This is a genomic window from Pseudomonas mandelii (assembly GCF_900106065.1).
In the GTDB taxonomy this organism is placed as follows: domain Bacteria; phylum Pseudomonadota; class Gammaproteobacteria; order Pseudomonadales; family Pseudomonadaceae; genus Aquipseudomonas; species Aquipseudomonas mandelii.
Genome location: NZ_LT629796.1, coordinates 3,629,692 through 3,654,368 on the forward strand (window position 1 = coordinate 3,629,692; position 24,677 = coordinate 3,654,368).

Below are 24,677 nucleotides of genomic sequence, written 5' to 3' on the forward strand. Positions count from 1 at the left end.
GCTGTACGCAGGTTCGCGGACCGAGCTACTTGGAAACCCGGCATACCCGAGGGTATCCCGCGCACAGCCACCATAAGACCAAACGACACGCACAGAAGGCTGGTCGGTTGAGGCGGGTGATTATGCACCAAGTAAGCTGATTCAGGCCGCGACGCCCGGTCGCTGATGTGCAGCGACTCCGAAAGCCTATCCCCCTGGCTTCCGACAAGACAACCGCCAGAACTTGTCGGAATCCTCCTCCATAAAAGTCACGGCTGTAGGACGCTGGCAAATAAATTCAGGCCCGACACGACCCAATGTGGGAGCGAGCCTGCTCGCGAAGGCTGTTTAACATTCGACATTGAAGTCGTCTGACTCACCGCTTTCGCGAGCAGGCTCGCTCCCACAGGGAAACAGTTCACACCGGGGGATCAGCAGTGTGGCGCAGGTTTGGGTACGGCGACGTTATCGAGCATCCGGTTCGCCGCCAGTTCGGCCAGCATCACGATCTGCTGAATCGCCATTGCCTTGTGCCGGTGCGGGCCTTCCAGATAGTCCGCGAAGTCGCTCGCCATCACGCTGGCCTGGGCCAATGACTCGCAGGTGTGGGCCAGCAGGTCTTCGTCCTTGATATCCGGAGCAATCAAAAACATCGTGCTGGGTTTGCGGATGGCAGGGGATTTGAGGGCTGCTGGGTTGAGGTAGTGATCCAATGCGCGCTCGGCGGCATCGTGGAGTTTTTTGGAGTCGAGGGATTCGTAGGGGGAAACGTCGTCGGTTTGCGGGGGATTCGGGGTTTCTTTGAACATGGTGAAGCTCCATTCGGGGACTGGAAGTTCGCCACGACTGCGACCAAGCAGTTGGGTGGCGAACCATACGCAGGTTGGTCGACCAGGGAATGGAACCCGGCAGGGCCGGAGCCCTCCCACGCACAGCTCGCCATGAAGCAAGCACGAAAAGTGCGCCATTCTAAACCCGGGCGACCAAACCCGGCCGCTGAATTTGCAGCGACCCCGAAAGCCTATCGAACGGGCTTCTGACACAACAACCGCCAGAACTTGTCGGAATTCTCCGCCAGAACAGCAACGGCTGTAGGACGCTGGAAAAAATATTCAGGCCAGACACGACCCAATGTGGGAGCGAGCCTGCTCGCGATAGCTGTTTAACATTCAACATCCTGGGTGGCTGACAGTCCGCTATCGCGAGCAGGCTCACTCCTACATTTTGATGTGCAGCGATGCAAAAAAAGGCGACCCCTCGCAGGAGTCGCCTTTCCTTTAACCGCCGCTAAACCTTATTCGGACAGTTTGTACGCAATCACATAGTCACCTTGCTTGGTGCCCAGCGACCCATGACCGCCCGCAACGACAAGCACGTATTGCTTACCGTCCTTGCCGGTGTAGGTCATTGGCGTGGTTTGAGCGCCGGCAGGCAGGCGGCCTTCCCACAGTTGCTTGCCGTTTTTCACGTCGTAGGCGCGCAGGTACTGGTCGAGGGTGCCGCTCAGGAAGCCGACGCCGCCAGCGGTGGTGAAGGTGCCGCCCAGGCTAGGCACGCCCATGCTCAGCGGGATCGGAACCGGTGAGCTGTCGCGCACGGTGCCGTTTTTGTGTTTCCAGATGGTTTTTTGGGTGGTCAGGTCGACCGCGGCCACATAACCCCAGGCCGGCGCCTGGCACGGCAGGCCCATTGGCGAGAGCAGGGCTTCGAGGACGACGCCGTAAGGCGCGCCTTTGTTCGGCTGCACGCCTTCGGTTTCGCTTTTACGCGGGCCTTGGGCGGCGATTTCGGCAGCCGGGATCATTTTCGATTTGAACGCCATGTAGCTCGGGTTCACGAAAGCGATCTGACGCACCGGGTCAACCGCGATGCCGCCCCAGTCGAACACGCCGAAGTTGCCGGGATAAACGATCGAACCCTGCAGCGATGGCGGCGTGAACGGGCCGTCGTAGCGCATGGATTTGAAGTCGATCCGGCAGATCAGTTGGTCGAACGGGGTCACGCCCCACATGTCGCGCTCTTGCAGCGGCGGCGGCATCAGGTTGAGGTCGGATTTGGGTTGGGTCGGCGAGGTGTGATCACCAGCGACAGCGCCTTGGGGCACCGGTACTTCGTTGATCGGCACAATCGGCTTGCCGGTGCTGCGGTCCAGCACGTAAATGCTGCCTTGCTTGGTCGAAGCGAGTACCGCTGGCTTCACGCCGTCAGCGGTTTTCAGGTCCATCAGGGTAGGCTGGCCACCGACGTCCATGTCCCACAGGTCATGGTGGGTGAACTGCATGTGCCAGCGCACCTGGCCGGTCGCGATGTCGAGGGCGGTCAGGCCGGCGGCGTGCAGTTCCGACTCAGGGGTGCGATCGCCACCGAACTGGTCCGGGGTCTGGTTGCCCATCGGCAGGTAAAGCATGCCGAGTTTTTCGTCGACGGCGAACATGGACCACATGTTCGGCGAGTTGCGGGTGTAGACCTGGCCTTCGGCAATCGGCGTGGTGTCGTCCGGGTTGCCGCTGTCCCAGTTCCACACCAGTTTGCCGGTGTGCACGTCGAACGCGCGGATGACGCCGCTGGGCTCGTCGGTGGAAACGTTGTCGGTGACGTGGCCGCCGATCACCACCAGGTCTTTAGTGACCGCTGGAGGCGAGGTGGAGTAGTAACCGCCGGCATTGAAGCCGCCGATGTTGGCAGTCAAGTCGACCTGGCCTTTGTCGCCGAAGTCTTCGCACATCTTGCCGGTGTCGGCGTCGAGGGCGATCAGGCGGGTGTCGGCGGTCGGCAGGAAGATCCGGCGTGGGCAGACGGTGCTGACCGGCGCAGGGCTGGCGGTGCCGGTCGGGCTTTGCTCGGACGCGTAGACGGCGTCATCGTGATAGGTCACGCCACGGCATGTCATGTGCGCCCAACCCTTGAAGTTCGCCGCGTTTTGCGTGGAGAGCTTCGGATCGAAACGCCAGATTTCCTTGCCGGTGTCGGGATCCAGCGCGATCACCTGGCTGTGCGGCGTGCACACGTAGAGCATGCCGTTGACTTTCAGCGGGGTGTTTTCGGCGGTGGTTTCACCCGGATCGTTCGGCCCTGGCAGGTCGCCAGTGCGATAGGTCCAGGCGGGAACGAGCTTGTTCACGTTCTGCGGGGTGATCTGCGCCAGTGGAGAGTAACGATCACCATGAGCGCTGCGACCGTAGGAATTCCAGTCACCGTCGGGCATGGCCGGGGCGGTGTTGGTCATGCCGGGCACGCTGTCGCGGTCCAGTTCGCCTTTGATTTCACCCGGGTTGGTGAACTGGCTGGCCAGTGCGGCAACGCCCGCGAGTACCACTGCCACGCTCAGTGCGCCAGTGCCCATCGGCGCAGGGCCGGTGATCAGCAACGGACGGCGGAACCACGGCAGCAACATGACGAGGCCCAGCGCAAACAGCATCGCCAGACGCGGCACCAGTTGCCACCAATCGAGGCCGACTTCCCACAAGGCCCACACGGTACTGGCAAACAGCACCAGTGCGTAGAGGCCCAGTGCAGCGCGGCGGGCCAGGATCAGCAGCACGCCGGTCAGCGTCAGGCCGATACCGGCCAGCAGGTAATACAACGAGCCGCCGAGCAGGCTCAGCTTGATCCCGCCGGCCAGCATGGCCAGGCCCATTAGCAGAAGCAGAATGCCGAGCAGGGTCGGCAGTAGACGGCTTCGACTCAAAGCACCATCAGTGCTCATAGTGTGGTTCTCCGTGACGTTTCAAGTAGTCCCGCGCAAGTTCACTGTAGATGACGATCCTGTGCGGGCATGGTTCAGATAAAAAAGGTTCGGTTGGTGCGTTCCCTGCAGGAGCGAGCCTGCTCGCGAAAGCGATGGGACAGTCGGCATTGATGTTCAGGCTGACGGCCCTTCGCGAGCAGGCTCGCTCCCACAGGTTTTGTGTGTGTCTTAAAAGGACGAGGTGATTTTTATCCCGCCAATCAGCGCGTCATCGACCTTGTCCACGCCACCGGGGTGGCGGATGTATTGCAGGTTCGGGCGCACGGTCAGCCAGTTCGTGACGTGCACGCCGTAATAGAGTTCGGCGCTGTATTCGGTGTCCTGAGGCGGCAGGAACGAGGGATCGTCGTAGTCATAGACGACGCGGGCCTGGTTGGTCGCTTCGGCGTTCTTGCGATAGGCCGGGTTGACGTGAACCCGGGCGAGGGCAAAGCCGATGTCGTCCTTGGCGCGCGCATCGAACAGGCCTTTGTAGACGACGCCGGCCTGGACATAGTTGTCGATGGCGTTGGTCTTCTTGTCGTGCATCGTGCCGTTGGCGAACACGCTCAGGCCGCGCGAATTGTCGCTGGCGCGGCTGGTGATCTGCTGCTGCACACCCAGCCACACGCCGTGCTTGCTCGATGCGCTGCGGTAAGCCTCGCCGCTCAGGGCTGCCGGCTGACCATTGCTGTCCTTGTAGGCATCCGTGGCCTTGGCGTTGCTGTAGTAATAACCGGCGCGGTATTCGCCCGGCAGGCCGTTGAGTGTTGGTGACCACACCAGTTCGACCGGCAGAATCGCGCCCTGGGTGCCGCTGCCGCTGAGCTTGAAGCCGTTGCCGCGATCAAGGTTCGACGGGTTTTGCTCATACGCGCCGATTTGCGCGTAGAGCTCCGGCGTCAGGTGATATTTCACCCGCATTGCCCACTGGCTGACGGGCCAGTTGTACCAGATGCCGCCGACCCAGTTACCGACCTGCGAGCCGCAAAACGCCAGGTTCTGGAAGTCGCACGGGAAGCTGTTGAAGTCTTCGCCTTCGCCGAAACGGCCGACTTTGATGTCGAGTTTCTGGTCGAAAAATTTCTGCTGGTACCACATCTGCGTCAGGCGCCAGGTTTGCCCACGGCCCCAGACTTCCTGCGCCGAAGTGAAACCGCCGACACGCGGATCGTTGATCCGGTCGTTGCTGATGTTGTTGCCATTGCGCTCGGTGATCGTCAGCTGAAATTCAGCGTCGTCCCAGCCGAGGATTTTCTGCAAGTCCAGGTGCGTGCCGAAACCGAACTGGTCGCTGTAGCGTGCGGTGCGATCGTGGTCGTAGCCGCCGTGCAGATTGCTGCCCATTTCGCCGGTGTAATCGACTTTGAAGTCGTAGCCTTTTTCCGAAAGTTCGGTGCGCGTGCCATTCCAGTCGCCGAGCATCCAGGGCGATTCGCTATCGAAGGCGGGCGCGGCCTGGGTGCAGGTAGCCAGGCCAAAAGCAGTGAAACCACCGATCAGGTTCAGGGCTTTTCGACTGGCAATAGCGATGCAGACAGCGCTGTCTCGCGGAGTTGGGAAATCAGGCATAGAGAAGGAATTCTTGATCTTTTCTGGGGGGTGAACTGAAAGCGGCACTATGTCGCGCCTGGATGAAGCGTTTCAGCTTGACGGGCGCAAGGATAATGTTCTGTTACAAATAGAGAAAGCGCTTTTCGTGACATGAATTATTTCGTATTCGGTAACAGTGCCGGACAGCGATCGGTTCAAGTTCACCTACATTTACCAGAGAGCGCACAGAGCGCTTCCACCCGGCGACACCCTCGGCTAAGGTGCGCGGCTTCCAATCCCCTTCATCGCTCAAAGGCCCGGCATGACCGAACAGAACAACAACCCGCTGCACGGCGTGACGCTGGAGCAAATCCTCAACGCCCTGGTGGAACATTACGAATGGTCGGGGCTGGCCGAGCGCATTGATATCCGCTGTTTCAAGAGTGACCCGAGCATCAAGTCGAGCCTGACCTTCCTGCGTAAAACCCCATGGGCGCGGGAGAAGGTCGAACGCTTGTACGTGAAGCTGATGCGCACCAAGCGCCCGCTCTGAACATGGGCTTTCTGTCGACGCCAGGTTCTGCCGCGAGGCGTCGTTTTGTGGCGGTGGCCGCTGTGCTGGGCTGGGCCGGACTGGCCATTCAGCTGTACCTGATTCTGTACTCGCGCTGGACACTGGAAGCGAGCTTGATCGGTGGGCTGCTGAGCTTTTTCAGCTATTTCACGGTGTTGACCAATACGTTGGTGGCGGTGGTGCTGACGTGTGAGTGGACCTCTCGCGAGTCGGCGGCGCGACGCTGGTTTTTGCAGCCGTGGGTCAGTAGCGCCATTGCCGTGAGCATCGTGGTCGTCGGTCTGGCGTACAGCCTGTTGTTGCGCCATTTGTGGCATCCCGAAGGCTGGCAGTTGCTGGCCGATGAGTTGATGCACGACGTCATGCCGCTGCTGTTCCTGGCGTATTGGTGGTGGTGCGTGCCCAAGGGCACGTTGCGCTTGCGGCATCTCGGGTTGTGGGTGATCTATCCGCTGGTGTATTTCGCCTATTCATTGCTGAGGGGGCATGAGTTGGCGGTTTATCCCTATCCGTTCATTGACGTCGGCACCTTGGGTTATCCACAGGTGTTTTTGAATGCGGGTGGATTGTTGGCGGGGTTTGTGGTGATTGCTCTAATAATGATCGCATTGGACCGGTGGCGCGGTCGGTGAATACTGAGGGTGATGTGAAGGGCTTTTGTGGCGAGGGAGCTTGCTCCCGCTGCGCTGCGCAGCAGTGCTTAAACCTGCAACCGGGTTTTAACTGAGTCACCACGCAGGCTGATTTTACGACTGCTTCGCAGCCGAACGGGAGCAAGCTCCCTCGCCACACTATCGAGTTGCAGTTATTCCTCGTCGCTGCCCTCCGCCCGCCAGTACCCCACGGCCTTGACGAATTGTTCATTCAAACCGTGCTCATCAAGCAGCACACGACGAATCTGCCGTGACACCTTGGTCTCGGTCGCCACCCACGCATACAGGTTGCCGCTCGGCACTTGCAGCTGCTTCACGGTGGTCAGCAAGTTGTCTTTGCCACCCTCGCGCAAGACCCAGATCACACTGACCTGCGCGGCGCTTTCCAGGCGTTGCTGCTCGGCGCCGTTCTCCACTTCCACAATTACCAGCGCACGACGATTGGCCGCCAGACCTTCGAGCCGGCGGGCGATGGCGGGCAGGGCGGTTTCGTCACCGATCAGCAAATAGCTGTCGAACATGTCCGGCACGATCATCGAGCCACGCGGCCCGCCGATGTGCAGGAACTGGCCGGGCGTGGCCTGCTCGGCCCAGGTCGAGGCGGGGCCGTCGCCATGCAGGACAAAATCGATGTCCAGTTCCAGGGTATCGAGGTCGTAGCGACGCGGCGTGTAGTCGCGCATCGCCGGCATCGGCCCGTTGTCTTTGCCGGCGCCGAGCACCAGGGTTTCCAGTGCGGCGTGTTCGGCCGCGTTTTGCGGGAACAGCAGTTTGACGTGGTCGTCCGTGCCCAGGCTGACGAAGCCGGCCAACTCCGGGCCGCCCAGGGTGATCCGGCGCATCCGCGGGGTCAGGTCAACCACCCGCAGCACTTGCAGACGACGGCGTTTGATCTCGTGCATGACACGGTGAATGGTGTGCACAACTTCAGTCATTCGGCTTTCTCCTGGACGGGTTGAACGGCAGGGCCATCGACGATGGCTTTGGCGGTGTTGTTGAGCAGGTCGCGAACCCGCAGGATTTCTTCCGGGCTCCAGCGGCCGTGATGCATTTGCAGGGCGTGACGCAAGTTGTGCACCGCCTCGTGGATCTCGGCGGGGCGATCATGGCCGCGCAATGAGCGCTTGCTGACCTCGATGCGCATTCGCACGCCGTCCAGCGCAATAGCCTGTTCGGTCAATGACAGACGTCCGGCGTCGGTGATGGTGTAGCGTTTTTTGCCGCCCTCGGCATCGCCCAGGATCATTGCGCTTTCTTCGAGAAAGGTCAGGGTCGGGTAGATCACACCGGGGCTGGGGCAGTAGGCGCCGTCGAACATGCTTTCGATCTGGCGGATCAGGTCATAGCCGTGGCAGGGCTGCTCCGCGATCAACGCCAACAGCAGCAGTTTCAGGTCGCCGGGGGCGAACACCCGGGGGCTGCGGCCGCCGCGTTCACGGCCGGGGCCTGGGCGTTTCTCGAAGCCGTCTCGGCTGTCGCTATGGTCGCGATGGGAATGATGGTCTCTCATTTCTGCGTCTTCTCTCGTCGTGTTTAGATACAACTTAAGATATATCTTTAGACAGACGCAAGCGTTCTGGACCAACGGTCGTTCTCGGCCACCGCTGGAGGTCCAGAAGCGATCAGCGATCAGCGATGAGGAATGCGGTATCGGTTGCTCTTTTAGAGCAATTGAACTAATCATGAAAGTTCATCGATTGATAATTATTCCACTGTCGCAAGATAAGTAGTCTTCGTCTGACGGAATTCAACTAGTTCGTATCTGTGTGCTTTTTCAATTAGAACTGTGTGTAGTCTTTCTCTGAGGGTAAAACAATCGAGTTGGCGTTTTTTCAATGTTTTTCCTATTGTTCGAACGCCATTGTTACTACATGTTCTTGGGAAGTTGCGTACTTACTTTTTCAAGGGATTGAACGATCATTCTTCGGCGTCGAAAGTTAAGTGAAATCGCCATCACCGTATGGAGAGATGTCGGCTTTCCAGACTTTCCTCGGCCCAATCCTTTGAAAAAATACAGGTACTCAATAATGTTCAAGACGTTTGCAATCGCCGTTCCCATGACCCTCCTGGCCCTGAGCACTTCGATGGCGTTCGCGGCGGAAGAATCGCGCACCTCCATCAACATTACCGCTGATATTCCGAGCAAGGTCTTCCACGCTCAGCCTGTAGACAAAGACTTCGGGAAAGACGAGAAAATGCAGTATCTCGTCGGCTCCGGCACCCTGACGGAAGTCCGTGGCACCTATGATATTCAACACACCAACGGCTCGGTCGGCGCTTATGTCGTGGGCGGTCCTACTCCGCTGTTCAACGGTAATCCAGCCTTGAACATTCCTCTGACCTATACCTTCAATGGCACGGAGTTGACCGCTGATTCTCAGGAAGTGGTCGGCGACACCGAGTCCAACGGCGGCATGCGCGCCGACCTGGTGATTACCGCAGAGAAGCCGGGCAACAGCCAGGTGGGGATCTACACCGCCAACCCGGTCGTCATCTTTGATGCCATTCCGCGCATCTGAAGCAAACGCGTGCTGTAAGTAAGTTCTGTCTTACTTGGCAACGTTCACCGATCGCCAGGGAGGTTGTGCCTGTCGATCGGGTTTCAACGAATTTATCTTCAGAGTATTTCGTTCATGTTCCCGATGACTCCCATCGCGACGGCGCTTGCCCTATGTTTTTGTGCGACTGCCCTGGCTGCGCCAGCGGACAACGGCCACACACCCCGAAGTCTGCTTGCGCAAGCCAAGGGATTACCGAGCGAGTTCGAAGAGCACTTCTTTGATGTGCCGCTGGCGGTGCGCGTGGAACTTGATCAGCAGTTTCTCGGTGAGGCGATGGTTGTGCTGACCCGCGACGATCGCATCACCCTCGTTGAATTCACCGATGTCAGCGATAGCACGATCAAAGCCAGCGAGCGCGACATCTGGGCCAACTACCTCAAACATGGCGTGGTGCTGGGCGCCTGCCAGGCCAATTGCCCCGAACAACTGCTGGCCGTGCACTACAGCCTGGAAAACTCGCTGGTGTCGATCCTCACGGAAAACGCCGAGCACGATGATCAGGTGCAGCGCTATTACAACCAGCCCGAAGACGGCAGCACCGGGTTGATCGTGCGCAACCAGCTGAACCTCAATGGCGGCCAGAACCAGGACCTCGGTGGTCGATACGGTCTGGAAGCGAGCAGCAGCCTGGGCAACTGGACCCAGGCGGTGAACATGCAGTTGTCCCGCCTGGGCGGTGTGGACAATCAGCTCTATCACGCCGTGCATGAGCTCTTTACCCAGCGCGAACTGGAAGGCAACTTCCTGCGCCTGGGCTTGTTCACGCCCACCTCGGAAGGCCTGACGCGCCAGCCGCGCTCCTTCGGCGCCAGCCCTGACACCGCGCTCGGCGTCATGTACGGCAGCTCCGACAGCCTGGCCATCAATAACCCGAAACCGGCGGTCTACCCGATCTACGTCACGGCCAATCGCCAGGGCTCGGTGGAAATCTATCGCGACGGATTGCTGATCAATACCCAGGCGATACCGGCTGGTTTGCAGACCCTCGATACGCGGCCATTGCCCGGCGGCATCTATGAAGTGGAAGTGCGGCTGATCGAAGACGGCCAGATCACCTCCAGCACGCAGGAGCTGGTCTACAAACCCAACAACTGGCGCAATCATGACGAGCGCTGGCGCTACAACCTGTTTGCCGGGCGTGAATCGAAAATGCTCAGCAACTGGGATGAGCAGGCCGATGGCGACATGACCGCTGGCGCCGCCTTCAACTTCCTGCTGCACCCGCGGGTGATTCTCGGCCTGTCGGGTCGGCAAGTGAAAGACACCCTGCAATACGGCACGTCGGTCGATTGGGCCATCGTCAACAACGCCAGCGTCTTCGCCAACGTCTACAAGACTCAGGACTACGGCACCGGTTTCGACGTGCAGGGGCTTTATTCCTACGGCAGCGGCAGCCTCGTCGCCAGCCATAACCGCAGCTGGCTCGACACCACCCGGCTCTACGACACCTTGCCCGACGGCACGCGCGTGCGGCAGCGCAATGTATTTATCGGCCAGACCAGCAACTCGTCCTTGTCACTCAATCATCGCCTCACCAGCAAAAGTTCGGTCAATGCCCGGGTGTCCCACAGCGAAGGCAACACCGAAGGGGTCGGCGTGGATCTGGGCTGGACTCAACGCACGCAACTGTTCGGCAGCGACGCCAATTGGCGCCTGTCGCTGTTCGACAGGCCGGGCAGCTTCAGTTCGGGCAATGATCGAAATCGCGGCCTTGACCTGAGCGTGAGCGTGGCGCTGGGTGGCCCGGGAGAGCAGCTCTCCGGCAGCATCGGCACCCGCACCGATCGCGATGGCGGGCGTGATAACAATGCCTCGATCACTTACCGCAAAGACTTGCAGGACCACCTGCTGCAAAGCGTTTCCGCCACGGCCATCACGGACACCTATGGCCTCGGTTTGAATGCGCTGGCAACGATGCAATCGGACCGGGTCAACGGCGACGGATTTATCCAGCGCTCGTCCTACAACAACGACCTCACCGGCGGCCTCAACCTCGACAGCACCGTGGCGGTCGGCGGGCAAAAGATAATCGTGACCAGCCAATACCACCGCAATGGCGCGGGCATGATCATCGATGTCGAGTCGGACATCGACGACATCACTTTACGCGCCGACGATCTGAGCGGCGGCAGCGCAGTCCTCAAGCCCGGACGCAATTTTGTGCCGATCACGGCTTACAATAGCAGCTCCGTCAGTTTCGATTTCGAAGGCAATCACGTGCCTGCCGCGACCATCCAGCCGGCCCGTTCCAGTTATCACCTGAACAAGGGCGGCGTGGATTATCGCCAGATTCGCGTGATGCGAACCCTCACTGTCCTCGGTCGCCTGATCGACCCCCAGGGCAACCCGCTCAAGGGCCATCACATCATCAACCACGCCAGTCGCGGGGTCAGTGAGGTGGACGGCTTCTTCTCCATGGAAATGAACGCCGGTTCACCGACCCTGGAAGTGCGCCACGGCAACCAGTTGCTGTGCCAGTTCCGCCTCGACCCGAGCCGTGGCCACACGGAAAACAACGTGCTGATGATTGGTGATTTGCGTTGCACGCCGGACACGCTGGCGGACCTGACGCTTGAGACGCCGACGGCAGGCTGATGCCCGGCACCCCGCATTTTTTTATGAGGTAAATGACGATGAAACGTCGGTTGGCACTGATTGGTTTTTGTTTGTTCACCCAGACGGCACACGCCGGGCCGAACATCAATATCGGCACGGTCTACGACTACCTGGACGGCGACAAAAGTACCTTTTTGAAACGCGTCTATAACGGCGGCGACAGCACCGCCTTCGTCAAGGTCAACATCCTTGAAATTCTCTACGACGCCGATGGCAAGTCGCGGGAGGTGCCGCTCAAATCCAATGCCGAGGGCAATTCCCGGGATGGCTTGATGGCCAGCCCGGCGCGACTGATCGTGCCCGCCAGTGGCATGCAGGGCACGCGGTTGCTGTACATGGGCGAGCGCGATAAAGAGCGCTATTTCCGTGTGCGTTTCATACCGGTGGTGCCCGAGAAGGAAGACGAATTCGCCGTCTCCGGCGAGGAGCGTGAGCAGTACAGGAAAGCCCTGTCCGCCGGGGTCACGGTGCTGGCCGGGTATGGCGCGGTGTTTTTCGTTCGCCCCAAGGACCCGCGTTACGCCAGCGTGATCGAAAACGAGGCGGCCAGGTACCGGATTCGCAATACCGGCAACACCGTGGTGGTGATCGATGAGTTCAAGGATTGCTCGGTCAAGAACGACCAGGACTGCCAGCCGACCACCAAGCATCATGTTCTGGCCGGCCGCCATTTCGAGTTCGAGAAACAGGCTGGCCGCGAGTACCGCTTCACCCTGGTTGAAGGCGAGAGCCGCAAGAAACTCGATGTGAAGGGCTGATGACTATGTTCAGACAACTGACGGTCCTGATGGTGTCGGCGATGGCCTGCCATGGTGCGTTCGCGGCCCGCGAAGTGCAGCACTTTGAAGTATTCGTGACGATCCCGAGCCAGGCGTTCTACGTCATTCCCGCAGACCCCGGCTGGATTCACCGCGAACAGTCATTGCCATGGAATCTGACGACCTCGACCCTGGGCGGCTTGCGCAAGTATTTCGATGTGAAGAGCGAAGCCGGTTCCATCGAAGCCCGCCTTGAGGGCCGGCCTTACTTGTCTAACGGGACGCAGGCCCATGACATTGGATTGCGCGTGCTGTTCAACGAAAAGTTGTTGAGCGAGGGGGAAAGCCGCGAGGTGGTTTCGCTGGTCGACGCCGCGCAGGGCAAGCGGGTTTTACTGGAAGTGCTGCCTGTGCCACCCGCCGATGGGGTTTACAAACCCGGCAACTATTTTGGAAGCGTCAACATGGTCTTCAACGCGGTGTTGCCCAAATGATGAATTTATTGAATAAGCGATCAGCCCGGACGTTGAAGGGGGCTGCATCGGCCAGCCTGTTGTGTGGGGTGTTTGCCCTGCCCATACAGGCCGCTGTGATGGACATCGAAGCGGTATTCGAGCCGGATTCCTCGAAGCCGAATAATAACGTGTTCGTCAACATGACCCCGTCCGAAGGTTTTTGCCGGCAGATACCACAGGCCTGTGCGCCCTATAAGCTGTTCAGCCTTATTGCGCCTATTTCCTTCACGGCGAATGCGCCAATCCTGGCCAACCATGCGGACCCGCGGCAAGGAGGAATGGCCCGCGTTCCCTCGGACTGGAGAGAGGTGGTGGTCACCCACGAGTCGGGTGATACCGAGGTGCTTTCCATTCGTATCGGCGGGATCGGGCACGAAGCCGCAACTCCCCGCCCTGTCACTGAACTGACCGGAGGAGGTTGGTGGGATGACTTGTGGGTAGGTGGCGGTTGGGCCTATGCGCCTATACCCTGTTCAAGTGTGGGTTGGCACTCGGCAGGGCCCTCGGGCTACAACAGTTTCTGGCGAGTCGCCAGAGGAGTGGGCGTGTGCAGCAAGACGGCGAAGTTCGATATTCCGCTTTCCTTTCGCTACCTGTACTTCGTGTTCGCTTATGAGCTGCGCACGCCTAACCCCCTGACCATGAAGACGGGCAAATACACCGGCACCATGCCGTACACCGTCGGTCCGCGTCAGGACTTCGACATGGGCGATGTCATGATCCCCAGTGACAACCAACTGACCCTCAACTTCTCTCTGGATGTTCGGCACACTCTCAAGGTCGAGATTCCACCCGGTGGCAATCGCGTTGAACTGGTGCCGCAGGGCGGCTGGCAAGCTTGGCTGACCCAAGGGCGCAAGCCCACACGGCTGTTTCGTGATCAGACGTTCAATGTGTCTTCATCGAGTCGCTTCAAGATGAGCCTGGACTGCCAGTACAGCACCGATGGCAACCGCTGCTCGGTGCGCGACCCGGCTTCAGGCCATGTCGTGCCGCTCGACGTCAGCGTGACCCTGCCCAATGGCTTGGTGGATGCCACCGATCAACCGGTCAGCCGTCGGCTGTTACGGCGCGACGGCAGTGGTACCGAGCTGTTCCAGCCGCGCTTTTATGTCGATCGCAAACCGGGCACGTTGCACTTCGAGATTGCGCAGGATGAGGTCGAGGAAATGATCAAGCCCGGTGTCGCCAGAACGTACTCGGGCACTGTCACGGTGGTTTGGGATTCGGAAGTGGGTTAAGCGTGACCCCTGATACATCACCCGATGCATCAGGGGTTGCCGATTACGGCTGTGCGTCTTTTTGCAGCGCTGCGCGGGTGAGTTTTCTGCTCAGCTCTTTTTCTTCGTAACCCATGTCGTGCAGCAATTGGCCGTAGACCTCATCGGTCATGTCCTGGTCCGTCAACACCACACTGTCATCGATATTCAGGCGCCGGGCGAGGTCTTGCAGACGCTGTTTGAGGGCGCGTCGTTGTGCAATTTGCTGGCCCTTGGAACTGGCCCAGGTGTGTTGGACTTCGCGTAACTCATCGAGCAAGTCGCTCTTGGTTTCGTAAAACCGGGTATTGCGCCGGAACTCGTTCGGATAGGTGTCCTGCAGGTATTTCTGCCAGAACGGCTGTTCGATCATGTCGTTGACCAACCCATCGCCGGCCTCCATCGACATCACCGTCTCGAAGGCGGTGTCGATGGTTTTGGTGTTCACACCGGCGATGGTGCGAAACAGCATCGTCTCCGATTGCCACGGTAAACCGAGGCGTTGAGCCAGGCCGGTTTCGTAGGCAAGGTACACCTCGACCTCATCCGGATTGCCCGGGCGGCTGCCGAAATCGGCACGGGCAATGTCATCCACGCGCGCGAGGCGAGCGGCACCTCTGGCCAGGTTCACCAGTTTGCTTTCAAGCACGGCGTTGGACGTCGACAAGGCATAGGCTTCGGAGGCGAGCACCTTGATACCCATGTGGTTGAACACCTGGGCCCCGGCATCGGCACAGGTGGTAGGCGCCCTGGCCATTTCGAACAGATCCTTGCGCAGCTCGGTGTCCAGGTCGATGGCTTCAATCATGCGCCATACCCGGCTGCTGAGTTGTTGGCGCAATTCACCACCGGCCTTGTAATCGGCCGAACGGGTCTGCTTCTGGATCAATGCAAAGAAATCCTTGGCGCCGGGCTCGGTCATCAATTCGTGCCAGGCTTCCTCGCGGAAGGTCCCCAGCCCTGAGACCTCGGCACTCCACCAGACCGAATCGTCTTGCATCGGCCACAGTTCTATCGCGTCACGCGCCGCGTCGATGTAGACCTGCTCGGGCGCGAGGCCGACTGACCGTCGATACGCCTTGAAGGTGATCAGGTTGGCGTCCGAGAGCTGCTCTTCGTACAAGCGGGTCCGGGCCAGGAGGAAGGCATCTTCCGAGCCGGGCACGACTTTCGGAATGACCTTGATCGGGTTCTCCTGCAAATCCAGAAAGAAGCCGCGCGGTCGACGTTTGTTGGAGGGCCCGAACAGGCCGTCGGGCCAGGTGGTGGCGCCCGTGTTGCTCAAGCTCAGGATTCTCAGCCTGGGCATGCGTCCGACGTCCGGGAGCAGGCCCAGCTTCGCGTTGTCATCGAGTCTGAGGGTTTCCAGGCGGGTCAGATTTCGCAGTTGCTCGACAGCGGAGGGGGTCAACGTGATGTCGTTGTTCATCAGTCGCAACGTGCGCAGGTGGTGCATCTTGCCGATGGTGTCGGGAAGTCGCGTCAGGCCGCAGCTACGGGCGCTCAGTTGTCGCAGATGAGGGAAGGCGCCCAAGAGGCCGGAGGTGGTTTCGGAAAAGGTCGTGCGGTCCAGATTCAAGGTGCTGATCTGATCGAGGTAGTGTTTGATATCCGGCAGTTCCTTCCACCAGCGTTCGAGGTCGAGCACCTGAAACTCTGTGGACAGGTCCAGCGCATACCCGCCGTCGGCCGTGATGCTGCGTTCACCAAAAACCGTGGGCTTGCGTTTGAAACAGTCGATAAAGCGGTCGGCAATGTGCAACCCGCCACTGTTGACGAACCCGCGCTGATCCGGCCCCCAGTTATCCGGCTGCTGGTAGCGCCAGCGATTCAACAGCACTCGCAGGTCGTCCAGTTCGCGGTCCAGTCGGGTCAGTGTCTGGTGCCCTTGCTCCTGCGAACCGAGGGATCGAACGAAGGTATTGACCTCGCGGTCGTTGAAGTGAGGGTAAATGTCCTGCACCCGTTGGGTGAGCGTGGGGGCGACGGTGGAGAAGCCGGGACCGCGCAACAGGATCATGTCTTCATGGTCAGCCAGCGGACGGATCGGCGGGGCGGCGAGCGCCGTGCGGCGCTGCGCCGGTGTCTCGGTCTTGGCCATCACCCATTGCTTGAAGAAGTCCCCCTGGCCTGGCCGATAACCCAACTGCGCCAGTTTGTTTTTCGGCAGGGCGTTGAGAACGGCTTCGTAAAAGTCAGTGGCGTCGTGCAGTTTTCGGTTGTCACCGTCCCAGACTTCGAACCGGTTGCCATCGTCCTTGACCAGCACCCGGACCATCGACGCGTCCTCGGCCCCCACACGGCTGCGCAAGGGACCGGCATCGTTGCCTTCACGAACCTCGATGCGCAATTGCGCGAACGTGTCGGTATGAATCCTCAAGGCGTTCAGCACCAGGCTTTCGGTTTGCGCCACCCACTGCGCGCCGTCCTGGAAGCCTTCATAGGCGTGGTTGGTCCGGGCTTCGAAGGCCGCCTCACGGGCGCGGCTCTTGAGGCTCAAGGGCAGTCGTTGCGTTTGGGTCATGCGCTTGAGGTCGGCAGCGTCTGTGGTGTTCAGCAGCGTCGCGGCGGCACGGGACGGTAACTCGGGAAAGGTGTGGCGCATGAGTCGCAGCGGCGGATCGTCGAAAGCCTGGGCTCCTTGGTAAAGCTGATTGATGATATCTGGGGTCAGCCGATCGGCTTCGTCCGCCAGGCGATCGCGCAAGGCTTGCACCCGTTCACGTTGGGCGGTGGACTGACCGACCACGGCGTGCAGTTCTTCTTCGTTGAGAAATTCGACGAGGTCTGGCGCAAATTGCTCGCTCATGAGGTTGGACAAACTGGTGGACAGGGTCTGTTCGGCCGTCGCATCGGCATTGCCGTACTGGCGGAACCGGCCGCTCATGTCGGCGTTTTCGTAGACCTTCAGGGCTTTGTCCGCGGGCCAGCCGTCCAGGTAAGTCGCCAGCGGTTCAAACCAGTAGGAGGAGGGATCCAGAGGCTGGCCTGAACGAATCCTCTCGATGGCCTGGCGGGTCTGGCGCTGGATGTTCAAGCGGGTGAGGCTGTCATCGAGTAACGGTGGCGGGGCCGTGTTGTCGACGTACATCCGGCGCAGCGCACCGTCGTCGGTACCGCTGGCGATGCGAACGGCTTCGAGTTCCGCGTCGCTGAAGCCCTCCACGGTGTGGCCGAGACGGCGCATCAACGTCGGACGATCCCAGGCTCGCGGGTGCTCGGCTTCATGGGTCCAGGCGCCGAGGCCGTTGTGTTTCAACTCGGGCAGGTAAGCATTGTCGCGATGCGGGTGTTTGACCCGGTAGTTGCCGGTTTGCGGATCCTTTTGCACGGCGTAGTGCTTGTCATCCAGCGGCAGAACCGCCTCGCCCTCGTGAGCGTGCAGCCCCAGCGCGTCAGGTCTGGAGTCCGGCGATAACTGCACATCCGGCCATTCATAAGGTTTGAGGTCGGGGTGCCACAGCCGGGGTTCGCCATTGGGCAGGGTGACCGGTTTCATGCCTTCGATCAGCGGCGACAGTTTCAGGCGTGCCAGCGCACCGATCTGCGCACCGGCGGCGAACGCTTCCAGCTGAAGAACATCGGTGACCAGGCCGACAATGTGTTCGGTGGCTTCAGTCCACAGTCCCAGGGTCATGTCGACGAGGCCTTCGATGGCGTCGCTGGCCATCTGATAAGCCATGTAGCCCATCATCAGCTGACCCAGTCCGGGCACGAACGGCGTGACGACCATCAGGGCGATGTTGAAGATGTCCGAGACGATTTTCTTGAAGTTCTCCCACCAGGCCCATCGTGCATGGGTATCGGCATCGGCGGTGGACACGGCGATGTGACGGGCGTCATTGAGGACCTTGTTGAGCTTTTGCTCGAACAGGTACTGCCAGAGTTCGCCGCTGATCGGTGCGGTGTTGAACTGCAGACGAGGGGCAGTGATAGCCTCTTCGCGCCAGCTCGGCCTCGGGTCAAGCGGCTCTTTGCGATGCCATTTCACTTGGAACAGGCGTTGTTGCAGCCCGCCGAAAAAATGCCCCCGATCGGATTGATCGACGAACCGGCTGAAGAATTGCTGGTAGGTCATGCCGGTGGAGGAGATGACAGCGTTGTCGCGCAGCTGACGCGTCAGTTCTTTCATCAGCGCGAGGGTCGAGGGGTACTCTTTCAGCGGGTGCTCGGGGTCTTGTGGGACATACGCGAAGATCGGCACTACCTTATGGACCCGGTTCAGATCCGGCGTAATCAAGACGATGCCGGTCAGCAGGCTGTCGAGCATGGACAGTTTGGCGAACTGCATGATTCGGCCTTTGCGGGTGAGGTTGCGCTGGCCATCGAGCATCATCAGGATCAGGTCACCGGCATCGGCGTCGATGTCGCCCTTCAGGACGGCCAGCCTGGCGGCGGCTTTAAACGCGGCTTTCTCGTTCTCGATGATCTTGTGTTTCAAAACCACTTGGGCGAGGCCATCCCTGGGCCGCAATTGTTCTTCGAGGTATTTCGTGTAGCGCGCGCCAATGTCCAGCGTGCGACACAGGGTCTGGAACTGGGCGATGGACATTTTGCGTTTGATCGCCAGGGTGTCGAAATGCCCGCGGGCATCGGGCTGGCTGATGAAGTTCGAGTCCGCCTCGCAGGTTTCGCGGCTCGCGAAGTTATGCAAGGCCGCGTCCAGCAGCGAAACGGTGCGGGTCACCACGCCGTTGAGATTGCTGGCATACCAGGGGAGCTGTTTGGGTAGATAAAGGTGCAGGTAAGTGGTCTTTACATCGACGTCGACACCGAATTGTTCCAGCAACGCCCTGGTCAGCAACGGTTCGGCGAATTCGTAAACGCCTTGGACCTTGTCCATGACCCGGTCGACAGTGTTTTGAGCGGACCAGAGTTCGAGGTTGGCGTGTTGTAGCGGGGAGTGATCGAAACCCTTGGTGCTCTGTACCCAATACCCTGAAGCCGTTTGCGTGAGGCTCAGTTCCCGGATCCGTCGCAGTGACGCGTCCTTGAACGTGGGGTGGATACGGCTTTTGATGAAATCGTAGTGGCGACCTTTATTGTCATCCGCCCCCCGTGTCGGTCGCGCTGATATACGTCCGTGTAAGTCAGTCATGCTTTTAATAAACCTTGAGCGTTAAGTGGAATGACCAGCCTAACGCCCGAGGCTCAAAGTAAAAGCCTGAATTACCGCTGCTTAATCAGTGTCAGCCGCCCATAAACATTGGAATTACCAATGCCGAAAATAGGTAATTACCGCCTTTTTTCAGCGCCGTGCGACCTCCACCGGCAGGCATTGTGTATGCGCACCCGGTTGCAGATAGGGCGTGAGAATCGGTGCCATGCCTTTGAGCACTTGCACGGGCAGCGCCGAGGTGAACTTGAAGGCCTCGGCGGTGCGCCCGGGCACGAAGGCGGTCAACGTACCGAAGTGGCTGTCACCGATATAGAACACGAAAGTGGCGGTGCGGTTGATCGACTTCGAACTCAGGATCCGCCCGCCGGAACCAATGGCTTCGATGCGGTTGTCCCCGGTCCCGGTCTTGCCGCCCATCGCCAGGGGTTTGCCATCGGGGGTGATGAAACTGCCGGACACCCGTTTGGCCGTACCGGCATCCACAACCTGCGACAACGCCTCACGCATGGCCGTGGCCACTTCGGACGGCATCACTCGTTTGCCGGCGTCTGGGTCATTGATCAGTTTGGTTTCATACGGGGTGTTCGCCGCGAAGTGCAGGGTGTCGATGCGCAATGTCGGCATGCGCACACCATCGTTGAGGATGGTGCCGATCAACTCGCCCAAGGCGGCCGGGCGATCGCCGGAACTGCCGATGGCGGTGGCCAGCGACGGTACCAGGTGATCGAACGGGTAACCGACTTTCTGCCAGCGCTGATGAATGTCCAGGAACGCTTCGATTTCCAGCATGGTGCGAATACGGCTGTCGCGGGCGCCCTTGTGACGACTCTTGAACAGCCAACTGTAGACTTCCTGACGCTCGAACTGGCTGGCTTTGACGATCTGGCTCCACTTGGCATCCGGGTTGTTCAGCAGGTAGCCCATGAGCCACAGGTCCAGCGGGTGAACCTTGGCGATGAAACCCTGATCCGGCAAGTCGTAGGCGCCGGGGCTGTAATTTTCGTAGAGCCGTTGCAGGCGTTCGTCGGTGAGTTTTTCGGTGAGCTTGGCGCCTTTGAGGTGCGCGCGCACGAAGGCATTGAAGCTTTCCTGGCTGGCCTGGGGCAGCAAATAGCGGTGCACCGCCGCCAGACGAATCGGCGTCGGACGCATGCTGTCCAGGAAGGTGTCGAGCCGCGCCTGGGTGTCCTTGTTTTTGTATTTCTTCCAGAACTTGAGCAGGAACGAAGTCCCTTCGCGGTCGGCGAAACTGGCCAGGTATTCCTGACGCCGCGGGTCGCGATCGTCCTTGAGCAATTCGGCGCTGTTGTTGGGGCCGGAGTACGTGGTGTAGCGCACCAGGTCACGCATCAGGCGAATGAACGGCAGGTTGATCGACTCACGCAACGCATCACGCAGGGTCGGAATGCGACCGTTGTCTTCCTTGCGGAAGTTGACGAAGGTGTGCAGCCCGCCGCCGGTGAAAAACGCTTCGCCGGGGCTGGCCGAATATTTACGATCCAGCGCGGCACCGAGCATGGCCGGCAGGTTGCGGTCCTTGTTCTCAATCAGGTAGTCGATGGCCCAGCGACTCAGGCGATCCTGATCCGGGATGTCGACTTTCTTCAGTTCCGGGACGGTCATTTCGGCATATTTATCGTGCAGCTCGGCCATGATTTGCAGGTAGGTGGTGAGCACACGCATTTTCGCGGTAGAGCCCAGTTCCAGCTTGCTGCCTTCATTGATGTCGAACGGCTGGTCGGTGCTGTCGGTCTGTACCCGCACACGCGCGCCGTCCGGTGTCAGCTCAAACAATGTGAAGCTGTAGCGCACCTGAGTGGTGCTGGTGGGGGTGAGCAAGCGTTCGCCCATCAGTCCGATTTGTGTGGCGAACGCCGGGTCGGCCAGGCGCTTGAGATACTCGGTAGCCTGGCTTTGCAATTCACCTTGCAGGGTGCTGGTGGCGGAAAGGTCGAGGCGGTCGAGATCGTACAGCGGACGATTGAGCAACCCGCCCAGACGGCTGCGCGCCACGCTGATGCCTTTGTTGGTTTCAATCGGCTGGATGGTCGGCTGGGTCTGCCAGTCGCGGTAGGTCACCTGGCTGGCCAGGGCGGCGGCGGCGAAGGGTGCGTCGATCACGCCATTCGCCGCCAGCAGGCGGATGTGGCTGTCGGTGAGGTCGGCCAGTTCATCATGACCCTTGGTCAGGTAATGAGAAGGGCGGCGCTGGGCGATCATCAGCGAGAGCATTTCACGCAGCGCCAGGCCTTTTTCGGCCATGCTCTTGGGGTCCGTGTCGGTGCTGGCCAGCCGTTCGTTGGCCTTGTTGAAGTCGGCGCCGTACCAGACGCGCAACCCTTCGGCCATGCCATGCACTTCACCGTGTCCCGGTACCGCCGACAGCGGCACGCTATTGAGGTAATCGCGCACCACATTTTGCCGGACCTGCAAGGTTTCCGGCCCCGCTTGATAAGCACGCACGGTGGCGGAAATCATCTGTCGGATCTTTTCCGCGCCTGACACCGTCAGGCCATCGGGCGAGTGCCGGTATTTCTCCAGTTGCGTCGCCAGCGTACTGCCGCCCGCCGACTGCCCTGGTATATGCAGCAGCTTGGCAACCTGGGACCAGATCGCCATGCCGAACCGTGGCCAGTCCACGGCGGGGTTGGCCAGGGGCTGACGAGGATCGAGCAAAAAGCGGTTTTCAATAAACAGCAGGCTGCTGACCACCACGGGCGGAATCGACTCAAAGCTTGAATACAGTTGTTGGGGGTATTTGTACTGGTACAGCGGCGCCGCACGGCAATCGGTGATCGACAGTCCAGCCTGTATTTTCTCCGCGTAAGGCACGAAAAAGCCCTTGTCGGTGTAGTTCATCAGCTTTTCAGAGAAGCGGGTTTGCGACGCAATGACGTAGTCACGCTTGAGCAATCGCGGCAGAAACTCACCCAGCGAGCTGTAGCCCAGACGCAAGTCGAAAGGGCCTGCGCCTGGATAACGAATAGCGTCGCTGGGGCCGGGTTTCATTTCGTAACTCAGGGAGGCGGCGAATTTGCTGACCTCGCGGGATTGAAACTTCGAGGTACGCATTTCCTTGGCAGCGGCAAGCCCCAGGACAATCAGGATAATAACCAGCAACAACCAAAACGCCCCCCAGCCATGCTTTGTGCGACTGCCAGGGGGTTTTTCAGGAATAGGCGCTTCATCCACACGTTCAGTCGGGACCACAGTTTTACTCGTATCGGTTTGCCATAACGCGCCCATAGTCGACTGATCCATTCACGCAGATTGATCTGACTTGTCTGAAGCTTAGTCGGTGGTTGGCGATGGTGAAGAAATTGTGGACGCACAGATCTCAAATATTCCCCATTCCCTGTGGCGAGGGAGCTTGCTCCCGCTGGGCTGCGAAGCAGACCCGAATTTGCCATCTCGGTCTTTCAGCAGAACCGCGATCACAGGTTTTGCGACTGCTGCGCAGCCGAGCGGGAGCAAGCTCCCTCTCCACAGGCTAGTGCCTGCCTGAAATGCCCTTCCTAGACACGTCGAATAGCAAATAAGGCCCGGCCAGGGGCATGACGATGCACCAATGCTGTGCAATACTCGGCGGCGTTTCAGTTGGTGAAAGATCCTACAAAAGTCAGGTAATGCCCCTCCGTTAACCGGGCTTTTCCCGAGAGTTCTGGCTGAATGTTGTGGTTTATAGAGTGAAAAACCCTGTACGAAGCTTTTTATACTGCACGCCCCGCTGATCTTGCCGGTGTTGTCCTGCAAGACGGGTTTGCTCACGAAGCAGGCCCGGTTTCTCAGAAGCAATGGCTTACCGGTCAGCGCTTTGTTACTCGGTGGTCATATCCAATAACAAGACGAGGTTGTACCCCTATGCCAGTCGGCAATCATCTGCCCCATGGCGAGACCGCTCAGGGCGGCCCGCTTAAACGCGAACTCGGCGAACGGCATATCCGCTTGATGGCGCTCGGAGCGTGTATCGGCGTCGGTCTGTTCCTCGGTTCGGCCAAGGCCATCGAAATGGCCGGCCCCGCCATCATGCTGTCCTACATCATCGGCGGTCTGGCGATCCTGGTGATCATGCGCGCCCTCGGTGAGATGGCCGTGCATAACCCGGTCGCCGGCTCCTTCAGCCGTTACGCTCAAGACTACCTCGGCCCCTTGGCGGGCTTCCTGACAGGCTGGAATTACTGGTTCCTGTGGCTGGTAACCTGTGTCGCGGAAATCACCGCCGTGGCGGTGTACATGGGCGTCTGGTTCCCCGATGTGCCGCGCTGGATCTGGGCACTCGCCGCGTTGATCAGCATGGGTTCGATCAACCTGATCGCGGTGAAAGCCTTCGGTGAATTCGAGTTCTGGTTCGCCCTGATCAAGATCGTCACCATCATTGCGATGGTGATCGGCGGTATCGGCGTGATCGCGTTCGGTTTCGGCAATGACGGCGTGGCGCTGGGGATTTCCAATCTCTGGGCCCACGGCGGCTTCATGCCCAACGGCGTGCAAGGCGTATTGATGTCGCTGCAGATGGTGATGTTCGCCTACCTCGGTGTCGAGATGATCGGCCTGACCGCCGGTGAAGCGAAGAACCCGCAGAAGACCATTCCCAACGCGATCGGCTCGGTGTTCTGGCGGATTCTGCTGTTCTACGTCGGCGCGTTGTTCGTGATCCTGTCGATCTACCCGTGGAACGAAATCGGCACGCAGGGCAGTCCGTTCGTGATGACGTTCGAACGCCTGGGGATCAAGACCGCGGCCGGCATCATCAACTTCGTGGTGATCACCGCGGCGCTGTCGTCCTGCAATGGTGGCATCTTCAGCACCGGGCGCATGCTTTACAGCCTGGCGCAGAATGGCCAGGCCCCGGCCGGTTTTGCCACCACATCGAGCAACGGCGTGCCCCGTCGCGCGTTGCTGTTGTCGATCTTCGTGCTGTTGCTGGGCGTGCTGCTCAACTACATGGTCCCGGAAAAAGTCTTCGTCTGGGTGACGGCGATTGCCACTTTCGGCGCGATCTGGACCTGGGTGATGATCCTGCTGGCCCAGCTCAAGTTCCGCAAAGGCCTGAGTGCCAGCGAACGTGCCGGTCTGAAATACAAGATGTGGCTGTACCCGGTCAGCTCGTACCTGGCGCTGGCGTTCCTGGTGTTGGTGGTCGGCCTGATGGCTTACTTCCCGGAAACCCGCGTGGCGCTGTACGTCGGCCCGGCGTTCCTGGTGCTGCTGACGGTGTTGTTCTACGTGTTCAAGCTGCAACCGACCAATGTGTCGCAAGGTGCGGTGCGTTCGGCTGCGTAAGTCGTAACGCCTGAAACGCAAAAGCCCCGGTCCATTGGCCGGGGCCTTTTTATTGGCTGACGAAATCTCCGGTGGCGAGCGAGCTGGCTCGCCACAAAGG

The 24,677-nt window shown here is 59.8% G+C and carries 15 protein-coding genes; 8 read left to right on the top strand and 7 right to left on the bottom strand.

Annotated features, from left to right (window positions below):
• Nucleotides 1-410: 410 nt before the first annotated feature.
• The 3 genes from BLU63_RS16775 to BLU63_RS16785 all read right to left on the bottom strand — a co-directional run bounded on the left by BLU63_RS16775 (nucleotide 411) and on the right by BLU63_RS16785 (nucleotide 5,278).
• Complete coding sequence (locus tag BLU63_RS16775; protein ID WP_083375821.1) at nucleotides 411-788, bottom strand: DUF6124 family protein; 378 nt, start codon at nucleotides 786-788, stop codon at nucleotides 411-413.
• 485 nt (nucleotides 789-1,273) lie between these two features.
• Nucleotides 1,274-3,685, bottom strand: a complete 2,412-nt coding sequence (locus BLU63_RS16780; protein WP_083375822.1) for a glucose/quinate/shikimate family membrane-bound PQQ-dependent dehydrogenase — start codon at nucleotides 3,683-3,685, stop codon at nucleotides 1,274-1,276.
• Between the two features lie 210 nt (nucleotides 3,686-3,895).
• The gene (locus tag BLU63_RS16785) at nucleotides 3,896-5,278 is read right to left on the bottom strand and encodes a carbohydrate porin (protein ID WP_083375823.1); all 1,383 of its coding nucleotides are present in this window, start codon (nucleotides 5,276-5,278) and stop codon (nucleotides 3,896-3,898) included.
• 283 nt (nucleotides 5,279-5,561) lie between these two features.
• On the opposite strand from BLU63_RS16785, the gene BLU63_RS16790 reads away from it, so the two are divergent.
• Nucleotides 5,562-5,792, top strand: a complete 231-nt coding sequence (locus BLU63_RS16790; protein ID WP_007903672.1) for a VF530 family protein — start codon at nucleotides 5,562-5,564, stop codon at nucleotides 5,790-5,792.
• Nucleotides 5,793-5,794: 2 nt separating this feature from the next.
• On the top strand, nucleotides 5,795-6,445 hold the full coding sequence (locus tag BLU63_RS16795; RefSeq protein WP_083375824.1) for a Pr6Pr family membrane protein: 651 nt from the start codon (nucleotides 5,795-5,797) through the stop codon (nucleotides 6,443-6,445).
• A 173-nt stretch (nucleotides 6,446-6,618) separates the two neighbouring features.
• Here the strand turns inward: BLU63_RS16795 and BLU63_RS16800 are convergent, their stop codons facing one another.
• Both BLU63_RS16800 and BLU63_RS16805 read right to left on the bottom strand, forming a co-directional pair.
• The gene (locus tag BLU63_RS16800; RefSeq protein WP_083375825.1) at nucleotides 6,619-7,401 is read right to left on the bottom strand and encodes a siderophore-interacting protein; all 783 of its coding nucleotides are present in this window, start codon (nucleotides 7,399-7,401) and stop codon (nucleotides 6,619-6,621) included.
• Nucleotides 7,398-7,976 carry a PadR family transcriptional regulator gene (locus BLU63_RS16805; RefSeq protein WP_083375826.1) on the bottom strand — a complete coding sequence of 193 codons (579 nt, stop codon included), beginning with the start codon at nucleotides 7,974-7,976 and terminating at the stop codon, nucleotides 7,398-7,400. Before BLU63_RS16805 ends, BLU63_RS16800 begins: the two co-directional genes overlap by 4 nt.
• Nucleotides 7,977-8,493: 517 nt before the next feature.
• Here BLU63_RS16805 and BLU63_RS16810 point away from each other — a divergent pair.
• The 5 genes from BLU63_RS16810 to BLU63_RS16830 all read left to right on the top strand — a co-directional run bounded on the left by BLU63_RS16810 (nucleotide 8,494) and on the right by BLU63_RS16830 (nucleotide 14,157).
• Nucleotides 8,494-8,985: a CS1 type fimbrial major subunit gene (locus BLU63_RS16810; RefSeq protein WP_010457768.1), complete on the top strand. Its 492-nt coding sequence runs from the start codon at nucleotides 8,494-8,496 to the stop codon at nucleotides 8,983-8,985.
• A gap of 114 nt (nucleotides 8,986-9,099) precedes the next feature.
• Nucleotides 9,100-11,622 (top strand): TcfC E-set like domain-containing protein, encoded by a 2,523-nt coding sequence (locus tag BLU63_RS16815; protein ID WP_083375827.1) that lies wholly within the window; start codon nucleotides 9,100-9,102, stop codon nucleotides 11,620-11,622.
• A 38-nt stretch (nucleotides 11,623-11,660) separates the two neighbouring features.
• Nucleotides 11,661-12,401: a hypothetical protein gene (locus BLU63_RS16820; RefSeq protein ID WP_010457763.1), complete on the top strand. Its 741-nt coding sequence runs from the start codon at nucleotides 11,661-11,663 to the stop codon at nucleotides 12,399-12,401.
• A 5-nt stretch (nucleotides 12,402-12,406) separates the two neighbouring features.
• Nucleotides 12,407-12,895 (top strand): CS1 type fimbrial major subunit, encoded by a 489-nt coding sequence (locus BLU63_RS16825; protein ID WP_042933024.1) that lies wholly within the window; start codon nucleotides 12,407-12,409, stop codon nucleotides 12,893-12,895.
• Nucleotides 12,892-14,157, top strand: a complete 1,266-nt coding sequence (locus BLU63_RS16830; protein ID WP_083375828.1) for a hypothetical protein — start codon at nucleotides 12,892-12,894, stop codon at nucleotides 14,155-14,157. The genes BLU63_RS16825 and BLU63_RS16830 overlap by 4 nt, the downstream gene beginning before the upstream one ends.
• 43 nt (nucleotides 14,158-14,200) lie before the next feature.
• On the opposite strand, the gene BLU63_RS16835 is transcribed toward BLU63_RS16830, so the two are convergent.
• A complete protein-coding gene (locus BLU63_RS16835; RefSeq protein ID WP_083375829.1) occupies nucleotides 14,201-19,273 on the bottom strand; it encodes an NEL-type E3 ubiquitin ligase domain-containing protein in 5,073 nt (1,690 codons plus the stop codon).
• 150 nt (nucleotides 19,274-19,423) lie between these two features.
• Entirely contained in the window at nucleotides 19,424-22,540 is a 3,117-nt protein-coding gene (locus BLU63_RS16840; protein ID WP_083375830.1) for a transglycosylase domain-containing protein, read from the bottom strand.
• A 615-nt stretch (nucleotides 22,541-23,155) separates the two neighbouring features.
• On the opposite strand from BLU63_RS16840, the gene BLU63_RS16850 reads away from it, so the two are divergent.
• Entirely contained in the window at nucleotides 23,156-24,577 is a 1,422-nt protein-coding gene (locus BLU63_RS16850) for an amino acid permease (RefSeq protein ID WP_010457753.1), read from the top strand.
• Nucleotides 24,578-24,677: the final 100 nt, after the last annotated feature.